Below are 11802 nucleotides of genomic sequence, written 5' to 3' on the forward strand. Positions count from 1 at the left end.
CCACCCCACCGTAAAACCCACCGCTCTTATGCGCTACCTATGCCGCTTGGTCACACCGCCTGGGGGCGTTGTGCTTGATCCTTTTATGGGTAGTGGCAGCACTGGCAAGGCCGCCATGCTTGAAGGGTTCCGCTTTGTGGGAGTTGAAATGGATCAGGAGTTTTCAAAAATAGCTGCATCCAGGATTAAACAGGCAATGCAGGACAGTGAGTAAAAAAAATCCCCGGTCATTGTGCCGGGGATTGTGGTCAGTCGAATCTTGGTGCTGCATCAATGCTGCCGTACTCAGGCGGCTCGTCACGCTGGTAAGCGGCACTACCCGGATGCGCTGGCACCATTGCAGGCTGACCACTCTTGCCAGCGATAGGCAAGCGACTCAGCTTGGATGATTCGCGCAGGATGCTCTCGAACAGCATCAGCTCTTTGTCAGTATCACCATTCTTCAGTGATTCAAGGATCTGCGGGCTGACTGCAAAGTGCATATTCTTGGCAAACGACAGCAAAGCCTCCCTGCGAGCACCTGCCATTTCTTCACGCTCAAGCCGCTCGCGCTCCATCTGGGCTTGCAGCTCCTCGTTTTTGCGGCGCATTTCTTCAAGGCTGTTTTCAAGGTCTGCTGCGGCATTAACGGCTTCTTCATTGCGCTGGTGAAGCTCTGCAACCAGCAGGTAGGGATTAAAAAACGTCTCCCGGTAGGCAAGTGCTTTTTGTTCATCAAGCCCAGCGGCCATCATGGATTCAAGAATCGCCTGCTCTTCATCATCAGACAGCGTGCCTGCTGACTCCATAATGCCAACACGGAACCCTCGATTTTTCGCAAATCCAGGCTCCAGAACATAATCCATGCCGTGGTATCCGGTTACGCGCGACAGGTTAGATCGTCCGCCGTCGCGACCACCCATTGCCCAGCTGAATCCGCCGACCTTGGATTCGTAGAGTGCCAGTGCTGCGCGACCGGGATCTGTGTCCAGAAACTCTTGCTCATGCTGCACGGTGCCATCATCATCAATGCTGATGCGGGTTGTCACTAGCGCCGGTACATTCTCAAGAATCAGCGCACCGGCAGGCGTTTGAATGGTTTCAAACTCGCCAATGTTAAGTTTTCCAGTGACCTGTCTGCGGCCATGACCGTAATAGCCGTATGCTTCACGCATAGCAATGCGCTCTTTGGTCTGAGCGGATTCCAGCACCTGTCGCACGTTGGCCAGATCATAGCTGCGCGAGTGATTGCTGCGGCCATGCTCAAATATGTTGAATGTTGCAGTAACTTTCTTGCCCATCTTGACTACCCCATTTTCTCAATAATGTCGTAAACAGCCTGCTCCAGCTTCTGTCGGTTTTTCACACTTTCAAACAGTGAGCCATCATCTTCAAGGTCATCATCCTCAAGGTCATCATCAGCTGGTGCAGCCTTTTTAATGATTTCGTCTGCTGTTTCATCTTCCACGCGCAGCAGATCAGTCAGTATCCACCGCTGGAACTCCTCAGCCTTCAAGTTTTCGAGTTGCGGGTTGATCATCTGCATGATCTGGACAACGCTCATAGCGAACTGGCTTGAGCGGTCGCGCTCTTCTGCGTGTTCCTTGGCAATGGCTGTGCTCAGGCTGTGGAATTTGACACCCCAAGGCTTGTCTTTTTCGAGAAAAACCTTGTTGTATTTCAATGCAATGTGAATCTCGAACAGGTGCTCAATCATGTTGGCAACCGCTGTTCTGATGGACTGCGCTCGCATGGCGGCCTGAATGCTCATGCGGAAAAAACCACCGTCACCCATGCCGCCGGATAGCATATCGCCGAACCCCAGCATCGAAGGATCAATGCCCACGGCGCCGCCAAGGCGGTTAATGTGGAATCGAATATCTTCAATGTGAGCAATGTCCGGCTGGCCTTCCAGAGTCGAAATATCCAGCTGCCCACGACCAGATCCAAAAACCGGGATAACGTGGTTCCAGACGGTCTTAACGTATCCCTGTCTTAACGACTTCTGGGCTTGCGCCTCAGCCGTTTTGTTCATCTGCCTGCTAACAGTATTAAGGTACTGCGCCGCCCTCTGAGGGTTCAGCGTGCCGGTCTGAACACCGATCAACCGCTCCACGTTTGATGCCTTCTTGCGGCTCATGTTGAGCGACAAAATGGCTTCTTGCAGGTCAATCCAAGGCTCGTAAGCTGTCTTTATCATTGAGCTACCGTAATCCGTAGCCTCGATAAATCCCTCCTCCATGTAATTGTCGTTGGAAATATCGAAAACATCACCTGCATGACGGATAGGCTCACGGGCAATATTGGTAGACCAGTCCGGTATGCGGATTTCGACAAACTTCCAAGGATCCATCAGCTGGATCAAACCCTTGCCGTTTTTATTGCCGCTGGTATGCTGCCATTTGCTTGACCAGCCAACAGTCTGACCGGCACGCTCAAATCGCCGGGTAAAAAACGGATGGGTGTAATAGTCATCCCGCAGCAGCTCAACACCTTTGCCCTGTGCGCCATAAACACGCAGCGGGTTAAAACCAAAAACAGCGGCTTTATACGTCCACCGCTCAAGGTTGTTATTCAGCATCTCCGTAAAGTTTTCGCGCAACTCATCAACAATCGCGCCCTCTCCGGTGATTTCGATAATCTCCCCTGTGTCCGACTTGCCGGACAAGGCATGACCAATGTGCATCTTGATGGAGCTATCAATCGTGGGGTCGGTTGCCATGGTTCGCAATATCTCGTACTGCTCCAGCCGCTCCGTTGGCAGCCTGCGCAACTGCACGTTACCGCCTGTCGCACAGTCAACAGATGCAGACAGGTCAGTCGATGGCATACCGCCAAGGCTATCTATCCATCCACCGATGCCAGGCTCCATTACGCCGCCGGACTCAACCGATACTGGACTGATTTCTTCATCCTCCCTGCGTGCAGCAGGAAAGAGTTTTTTCAGTAGAGTGGATTTCACTGCAAGCGGCCTCCAAGCTCAATAACTTGCGCAGCAATCATCATTTCCATGGTCGAGTCAGCCAGCCGGTAAACAAAAGGCTCTCCGTCCAGATCAACAACTGTTCTGTCGTGTGTGTGGGTGCTGTATTCATCAAACGCAGCGCTCTGGGCAACGTAGCAGGCAGCGCAATTCATGTCCGTATTGTTGTAACTCAGCATCTCCAGCACTTCGGCATCGGTTTCATCACCAAAATCAAGGATACCGGCGTTAATCATTTCTGACTTGAGCACCCACCACCACGGCCCGAAGCTTAAGTACATGGATGGGCTGCGCTTCAGCATCCCGGCCAGCGAACGAATATACATATCAGAAAAATCACCACCCGCCTCCTTGCGGGTGTTGTCGATCAGAACAGCCAGCTCTGACGGGTTGTATTGAGCAATTTTATTCATCCGGCCACCTGTTCTGTCAGTACATCAAAGTCAACGCTGTCAACGGGGAAGTGCCACCATAGCCCATCAAAACCCTCGGCAAATCCAGCGCTCCAGACTGCATTGTAACTCTTTTTCAGGAAGTTTTGAGACATAGGGTAGAGCGCTCCGCTCTTGCCTTTTGTGTCGTGCATAAAAATACGTGTACCGGCCTTGGCAAGATTTTGTGTTTTAGAGTTTCCTGAAGACCAGTAAACAGGATCGCTGTTAATCTTGACGACAATCCCTTTCTCTTTGAGAGTTTCAATCAGCTTGGCCGGGATGCCTTCGGTGGGTGCTACCGTCTCAGTTTCTGGCTGCTGAATATCTGCACCAAACCGCTTGCCAAGGCCGGTCACTATGCCGCCAGCGATTTCATCTATGGCAACCATGCGCCTTGCTTTTTGTCCAAGGCCTCTCATATCGGACAGGTCAATCTTGCCACCACGATCAAGGGCATTGCGAAGCGACCGGCCAAAGTCACTTTTGATCTTCACCAACTGCTCAAAGGTATCCGGTTTTTCAATGCCCATGATTTTACCAGCTGCAAAAACAGCTATATCCTGAGCCAATGCGATTGAATTGTGAGCCATGCCGCTATGCTTATCCAGCGAATTAACGATAGGCTCCAGGCTGATAACGTCAGGGTAAGTCATCACAGCGGCAGCAGCCTTAACAGCCTTGCCAAACTCATAACGGTCAATGCGTGCGCCTTCCGGTAGGCTGCTGTGCATATCCTGTTCATGTGCAGTGCCTCTTACGAGCAGCTCCTCAGCCCCGGCAGATTTAAGCAGTCCAGACGCCGCGGAAACGATCAGGGCAGAAACGGCAGGTGCCACATCTGAAGATTCGTATACCATCATTGAGCGAATGCCGTCAAACGCGGCTTTTTCGCTTCCGCTTTCGCTTGCCATTATGCTGCGCAGCACTTCATCGGCCTTAGCTTGTTTGGCTGCTTTTTCTTCTGCTTTTTTCTGGTCGATCTGCTTCTGAATCAAATCCTTCAGGTCTGCAACCAGTGACTCTGCCGCGCTTTCAATCTCATCAAGATTGATGTAGCCCGCTTCTATCGCTGCATCCCTTGCCTTTCTGACCGTTACTGATTTGCCCATCACGTAGGATCTGATGCTGTTTTCAAGGCTGCTGTTATCAACCTCAATTTCGCTCACTGCATCCTGTGCAATGCGCTGAACCTCGGCTTTATCGGCCTTGTTGCCGTAGCCTGCAACCTTGTCTTTCCAGTTTTTACCAAACGCCACGCCTGCAAGATCACCCTCTGCGCCATAGCTATTGATAAACGGCAGTAGCGCCATGCAGAGCCGGTCTACAAAAGTCCGGTCGCTCACATCAGGGTAGACCAGCTTATCGCCTGCTTCCGGCTGCTTTTTCAGCTGGTAGTTACCGCTGGAATCCAGCACAAAACAGCGACCGTAAGGCACAAAGCTAATTTCCGGCTGTATTTCTGCCAAAAATTCGGCACCGCAACGGTAGTCATCCAAAAACAGCGAACCATAGTTAAATTTGTCCTTGGCCTCCATAACTCTGCGCTGCGCCAGCTGCTGGCGGTTGATCTTTACGCGCTTGATACCAGCAGGCATTTGGTTGACCGGCATCCCGTTGCGCGAAAAACTATGTGCAAGTGTGGAATTTACACCGACAATCATCTCGCCTCCCAGGGTGCGGTTATCATGGTCAACCAAGGTGATTCTGAACAGCACCCCATCCTTGGTTTCGTAAACGGCACCAGACTCATACACTGCGCCGCTGGTATCAACCAGATAATCGCCTGAATCAATCAGTGGCTGCGCGTCAAGGTCGATATTGCCAGCCTTGGACTGCTCTAGTAGGGAGCTGGTCAGCTGCTTAACCTTGCGTTCATGTTTGGCTCGCATTTTGGCAAACCGCTCCCGGATGGCCGCCTTGTCTTCCTCGCTGGCTGCCTTTTCAATGGCCGCATTCTCACGATCACTCAAGCCTTCCAGTGCGCGTTTGCTGGCAGACAGGTTGTGCAGGTCGATACCGGCTCTCACATTGCGCTGGGTGCGCTCCTGTGCGGCCTTAACTTCCCGCTGCTCATTCATTCGGCGTTTGAAGTCTTCTGGGTCGCTGGCCAGCAGTGCCGCGTACTCGTCAGAATCACCGGCATTGGCATTTTTAACCTGGGTTTCATTCCCGGTAAACAGGCTATCCAGCCAGTCAGCCTTGCGCTTCAGTAGATCCAGGCGGTAGGTATCAAAGCTGCCTTTACCGGCATAATAAAAAACATCCACGCTTTCAGCTGTATTGCCCTGACGAACACCGCGACCGTTACGCTGCTGGATGCTGGCTGGTGTCCAGGGGAAAGTCAGGTGGTGAATGGCGGTAGTGCCGTGCTGAAGGTTTACCCCGACCTCGGCTTTTTTGTTGGCAATAACGATTTTTGTTTTTCCGGTATTGTAAGACGCGCTGATTTTCTCCAGCTTATCACCCGTGGCTGTGGTGCCGTTGATAATGCCAATTTCTGATGCTTCCACCGGCAGGTTGTGCACAATCAACCGGCGCACTTTGTCATGCTGGGATTTTTCCTCGGTAAACACCAGCTGCTTACCGCCGCGCTCGTATTCAAGCCTCAGGTTTTCCAGCATTTTTGCATATTTGGGCGTGACTGGGTGCGACACGTCTTTTTCAACAATGCCGAATTTCTTAAACCGCTTCACCACCTCAGACTCGTAAATCTCAGGCGTTACCACGATCAAATGACCGCCTTCGGTTCGGGTTGTAATATCGCTGGCTTGTGCCTTGATAATCTCCTCTTCATCACCATCAGCTTTATCTCCCTGCTTCTCGCTGATGTTATCTGGCAGGTCTGCCAGTAGCTTTTCCACTGCTGATGCGTACTTTGCCGGGATCTTGAAGGTCATGGTGCGGTTGTACAGGTCAATATCTGTAGTCACCCTGTCCATATCACGAATGACCGAGAAAATGGCTGGGCGCTCTTCATCTTTCATTATCAAGAACGTGCCATCTGGCTGCTCTTCCTTGCCCTCTGCCAGCAGGCGCAACCTGCGGTAAATATCTTGCTGCTCATCGGTCATTTCTACCTGCGCCACATGCTCAACAGCGTCAGGAATCGACAGGCTGTTGCTTTCATCATTTACGTCTGATGCTTTTTTGACGTTGGTGAACCGATTAAACAGGCTACGTAAGCCGTCCAGGTTGCGGAATCCGGTTACTGCTTCCTTGGACTCTACAGTGCCGGACAGTTTGGTAACATCCACTGTTTCCACATTGCAGTAGAGTGCAATAAAGTCATCCACGCCGGACACACCCATGCTCTCAAATTCGTCAATATCCATGACATAGCTGAGCATGTTAAAAATTTCTGTCGGACTGTTGGTTATCGGGGTTGCAGACAACAATACCGGGCCTCTACCGGCATTTTTCTTGCGTAAATAATCCATTTTTGCCGACATATCAATGGATCGACCGGATGCCGGCGCCGTGGGCAAATAGGCCAGCTTCTTGGTCTGCGAACCTGCTTCATAGGCGTTTTTGAACTCATGCGCTTCATCCACAATCACCGAATCAAAGCCCATCTGCTCATAGTAGGGGTAAGCGCCTTCTTTGATCGTGCCCTGACTGGAATACATTTCGTCATATTTTTCTGACTTTTTAGCCAGTTGGTATGAACTGCCTTTTTCCGGTTTTTCTCCCAGTAGGTATTCCTGAGCGCGTGACTCAGACAGCAGCCGCTTGGATGCCATTTTGTCCGTGTACTGTTCCCGCGTTTCCGGGCGCATTGGAATCATGCCGAACTGCTCCTTGCTCATAATGACCAGCGAAGCAGACGTGGTAGGGATCTGGTGCATTTTGTCCAGAATCACGTCTTGGCTATCTACCGCCAGAACATCGCGGTATTCAACTTCCCCGGTATGCCTGTTGGTTTTTTCCTTGCCTTCCGCATCCAGTACCGGCGCACGCTGTATGATGCCTTCTTTGTCTTTTTTCGGGGTGAACCCAACAATCAGGGCATGATCCAGCTTGCCGTGAAACTGTTTCGCCTCGTGATACCAGTTTTCCAGCACGGCTTTTGGAACAACCACGCAGGTTCTGTTTGCCCGTCCCTGCTGTTTATTGTAAGCGGCCAAAGCCAGCGCACTGAAAGTCTTGCCAAGGCCGGTATCCAGGGCAATGATGCCACGGCCTTCCTCACTGGCTCTCCGGATGGCGGCATTCTGGTAGCCGTGGGGCTTCACCTGATCAGAAACGCCGGTCAATCCCAGTGGTGAATCGTCATACTCATAGGGCAAGTGAGCGTTGAAAACATCGTTATACAGATCCACCAGTTCGTCTGCATCCTCATGCTGACGCATCCAGACATCGAACTGTTTTTCCAACTGCTGGATGCGCTCTTTGTATTCTTTTGTTCGCGCTGACCCCATTATCTTTTCAAAATTGATGAATTTGCCAAGCTGCTTCTCAAATCCTTCGGCACCTTCGACATAAAGCGTCTTGCTATCCGGCATCAGCCTTAAATTGTCGTAGCCCTGCTCTTCCAGAAACTGCATCAGGTATTCCCGGTTGTGCCACTTTGCACGGAAACCGAAAGCGATACCGTCAATGCTGGTTTTTTTACGTGCGCCTTCGATCATTTCGAGTTGACGTTTAAACTGATCAATTACAGCGGCAGGGTACTGCTCCTTGCTGATAGCCTGATTCAAGCTGCTGATTTTCTTGCTTATATTACCAGACAGGTAACGCGGCATGGTGGTCAGCAGTCCGTCCGTGGTGATTGCAACACCTTGAGTACCTGCAACCTCTGGCAAGCTGCCAGCCAGGGCATTGCCGGTGTACAGCTTCAAAGCGTCTGGCAGCTCTACCGGCAGCCCGTTACTGCTGGTCAGGTAACGCACCACATCTGCAAGATCGTCACTGTCGTAAGCATTTCCCGATCTTAGATCGACCTTGCCTGCCAGCAGATCATTAAAACTGCCATCCTTTTTGACAGACTTTGCAAAACTCAACACTCGATTGATACCGATACCCTTGAGCGGCAAATATGCAATGTCAGCAGATGGATTGCCGTAAGCGCTAACTTCATTTACAACAAGAGCTTGCAGCTTTTCAAGGTCTGCCTGGGTGGATTTTCCTTCGCTCAAATTAACGGTATAACACTCAATTTCAGAGCCGATCAAGGACGCGCGGTACACACGCTCCCTCATATCAGCTGGGGCTTGATCTGCAGCCTGTATTGCTAGCATGACAGGCCGACCCGCGTCATCTGCAAACATGCCGCCAGCGGCTTTTTTGGCCTGCTCATAGGTCAGCGCCAGTGCACTTACGCCACCAGCAAGAGCGGCTTTTATTTCGCTGACTGTCTCCAGTCCGTAAGTGTTTTGGTCGATACGCCCATCAGCAGTGGCCGTCTGTTCGATAACAATCCATTCGCCAGCCACCATCTCATGATCAATACCGGCAATCACCCTGCGATCACCGTCAATATAAGCCCGGTCGATAGTTGCAGCTGCACCCAGTTTTTCAAAATCAATTCGGCTATCAAACTTACGCGCCATTAACTGCTTAAGCTGTGCATTGGTAATGGTGGACGTCACCACGTCACCACGGAATCCTTTTTCGACTGTGCCGTGAATAAACCGCCTGCCTTCCGGGGAGCGGAACCATTCGCCTTCGATCCACGCACCCCAGTACACGTTAGTAGCGGTCAGGTCTGCTGCGGCCATGTCAATAACTTTACTGGCAATATCCGCGTTATGACGGCGCATAACCAACACGTCCGTTACTGTATCCGTGCCGTTACCGTTTGCACCGCCAAACGTGCCAGACGGTAGCTTGTGAGCACCGAGAAATTCGGCCTTGAGTGACAGTTCACGCCGCCACCGCTGATAGGTTTTACTCCGGTCGCCGACAATATCCACCGGCACAATCAGGCATATCAAGCCGCCAGGCTTAACCTTGTCGATTGCCCGTGTCACAAAATAACGCTGGATCTGCTTAATATCCTGATACTGTTCGTCCTGCGTGCGGTAGCTTCCCCGCGTGTCGCCAAACGGCACGTTGCCGATCACTGCATCAAAAGACCCATCTGGTGTGCTGGTGCATAATTGCTCAAATGACTGATTGCGGATCACATCATCAGGATTCAGTAGGCTGGCAACACTGGAGCTGGTTTCGTCAATTTCAGCACCGACCATTTTAACGCCGGTTGGCTTGGTGCCAATAAAAACACCGGCACCGGCTGAAGGCTCCAATACCGCGCCATTTTCAAAGCCGTTGGCCTTCAGCATGTCCCAGGTGCCTTCGGCAACTTCTGGCGGGGTGTAATACTCAAACAGGTGTGCGCCTTTTTCTGCACCGGCAGAGTCAGCAAGACCGCCGCGACCGCTGTACTGCATGAGTATGTCGCGGTCTTCACTGGTCAGCTTGGTATGATCACCCTGTGCGCGACTAACAATCTCTCTGGCCTGATCATTCAATTTTTGCCTGGCTTTCTGGCCTCTCGCGCGCAGCCCGTAAGCAGCCTTAGCCTTGGCATCGTCAGCGCCGGCACTGGGCATCAGTGCTTCCAGGCGTTTCTTAATTAACCCGAAATTTTGAGCCTTACCGATGCTCTCTACAGCAGTGTCAACGGCAGAATTACCGGCACTCTCAAGCAACATTCCGTCCTGATACAGTTCAATTTTCATTTTTTGGCCTCAGATGGGGTTTTTGCCATTGTACCCCGAATGAAAAACCACGTGTAGCAACAAAGACTTATGTTTATGGTTGCAAATAAACCGTATTTTTTGAGGAAAAACGCTTGCAAAGGTTTTTTGTGGTGCTATGATTACCACATCGAAGCAGCAAACACTAATCACCAAGCAGGAGAAATATCATGGAATACCAATTTGATCAAAACAGCGTGGAAATGATTGACATAAAAGGCGTCGACATTGCCTTTCGCAAAGACGGCCGTGAATACCACACCGAAGGCGAGGCCAACCACTCCTGCAACCCCGCTGGTATGCAGCAGACTTATGAGCAAGTCCTGATTTGTGTAGGTGATGATGACTTTGAGGGGATGTTGTACTTCGACATCGTTAATGAGAGCTGCGAAGATGAAGCCGAAGCATGTGATTGGGACAAGTTTGAGGTCTGGTCATACTGATTGGAGACTCTAAGCAAACAAATAAAAGCAGCGTATGAATTAAGCTGTATTGCTTTGATACTTAAAGAAAACTAAGAGGTAAAGATTATGAAATGGGAAGATCTGAAACAACAAGCCGCTGCAATATTGGAAAACAAACCGCATGGTGATTTTGAGGACATCACGTTCTCAACTCGCAGCGGTCCATTTAATGTTATGAGCGGGTTGCCCATCGTACACAAAGGGTACTCGGACGAGTACAAAACCGTGGCAAACGGGTCTACATGCGCTAAGCACGTAACCGTCCGTTGTCGTAAAGCTGATGTGAAGGACGCAGATGGTCGTCCGATTTACGAACAGGAAAATGGACGGTTGTTTGTGTTTGTGCGCCGCCCGGGGGACGCGTGGTCTTTTGGCTCTGCAAAGATTTGTGAGCCAAACACGAATTATCTAGGGGTCAAATAACAAACAGAAGATGGTTGTGTTTGACAACCACATTATCCGGGTAGCAGGCTTTCTTTAAAACTGTCCGAACTATTGTAATACGGGAGATGAAAAAATGATCGACATACAGCAAGTTTTGCACGACCACAAACTGTGGGTTGAAACAGACGGCGTGGAAGGCATCCGCGCCAGCCTGCCAAACGCAGACCTGAGTGGGTTAGACCTGAGTGGGGTAGACCTGAGCGGAGCGACCCTGCGGAATGTTGACCTGCGTGGAGCCAACCTTAGTGACGCATGCCTGTATAGGGCCATCTTAGAAGGTGCGAACCTTTGCGGAGCCAGCCTGCACAAAGCAGACCTGAACGAGGCCGACCTGTATAGAGCCGACCTGAGTGAGGCCGACCTTAGAGAGGCAGACCTTTACCAAGCCGATATGGCAGGTGCAAACCTGTCCAATGCCCGCCTGACCGGAGCCGATATGGCAGGTGCAAACCTGGCAGGTGCAAACCTGTCAGGCGCAAACAATTAAATCACTCATTGAAAAATCACCTGCTGAAAGGTGCTAACGGAGATGAAAAAATGAACAGTTTTAAACGTCGTCTGACCCCGGCCACGACGACTTGCTTATAACTACGGACATTATCACAGCCAGCGGGAGGCAATACAGTGATTAAAGATTTGATTATTGTGGCCTGTACAATTACAGGATTTGCGATCCTCTCAACCATCTATGGGTCACTGCTATGATCGTAAAAGCCACCAACAAACAAGCGCACCTGATAGCAACAGTAGGTGTTAAATTTATTATGTTGTTTCAGGGCTGCTACCTGCTAGATGGCAGT

The 11802-nt window shown here is 50.9% G+C and carries 8 protein-coding genes; 4 read left to right on the forward strand and 4 right to left on the reverse strand.

Annotated features, from left to right (window positions below):
* Positions 1-214, forward strand: a 214-nt coding sequence (locus tag IBX50_RS12435; RefSeq protein ID WP_292256299.1) for a site-specific DNA-methyltransferase, incomplete at its 5' end; no start/stop codon positions are given.
* Between the two features lie 34 nt (positions 215-248).
* On the opposite strand, the gene IBX50_RS12440 is transcribed toward IBX50_RS12435, so the two are convergent.
* Genes IBX50_RS12440 through IBX50_RS12455 form a run of 4 tightly spaced genes read right to left on the reverse strand, consistent with a single transcriptional unit; the run spans position 249 to position 10076 of the window.
* Positions 249-1280: a hypothetical protein gene (locus IBX50_RS12440; protein ID WP_292256301.1), complete on the reverse strand. Its 1032-nt coding sequence runs from the start codon at positions 1278-1280 to the stop codon at positions 249-251.
* Between the two features lie 5 nt (positions 1281-1285).
* Entirely contained in the window at positions 1286-2941 is a 1656-nt protein-coding gene (locus tag IBX50_RS12445; RefSeq protein WP_292256303.1) for a portal protein, read from the reverse strand.
* The gene (locus IBX50_RS12450) at positions 2938-3375 is read right to left on the reverse strand and encodes a hypothetical protein (RefSeq protein WP_292256305.1); all 438 of its coding nucleotides are present in this window, start codon (positions 3373-3375) and stop codon (positions 2938-2940) included. The genes IBX50_RS12445 and IBX50_RS12450 overlap by 4 nt, the downstream gene beginning before the upstream one ends.
* Positions 3372-10076, reverse strand: coding sequence for an SNF2-related protein (locus tag IBX50_RS12455; RefSeq protein ID WP_292256307.1), 6705 nt, complete (start codon positions 10074-10076; stop codon positions 3372-3374). Before IBX50_RS12455 ends, IBX50_RS12450 begins: the two co-directional genes overlap by 4 nt.
* Positions 10077-10264: 188 nt before the next feature.
* On the opposite strand from IBX50_RS12455, the gene IBX50_RS12460 reads away from it, so the two are divergent.
* The 3 genes from IBX50_RS12460 to IBX50_RS12470 all read left to right on the forward strand — a co-directional run bounded on the left by IBX50_RS12460 (position 10265) and on the right by IBX50_RS12470 (position 11489).
* A complete protein-coding gene (locus IBX50_RS12460; RefSeq protein ID WP_292256308.1) occupies positions 10265-10537 on the forward strand; it encodes a hypothetical protein in 273 nt (90 codons plus the stop codon).
* A gap of 87 nt (positions 10538-10624) precedes the next feature.
* The gene (locus IBX50_RS12465) at positions 10625-10981 is read left to right on the forward strand and encodes a hypothetical protein (protein WP_292256309.1); all 357 of its coding nucleotides are present in this window, start codon (positions 10625-10627) and stop codon (positions 10979-10981) included.
* Positions 10982-11075: 94 nt separating this feature from the next.
* The gene (locus IBX50_RS12470) at positions 11076-11489 is read left to right on the forward strand and encodes a pentapeptide repeat-containing protein (protein ID WP_292256311.1); all 414 of its coding nucleotides are present in this window, start codon (positions 11076-11078) and stop codon (positions 11487-11489) included.
* The last annotated feature ends 313 nt before the right edge of the window (positions 11490-11802 follow it).

The organism is Marinospirillum sp., assembly GCF_014859565.1.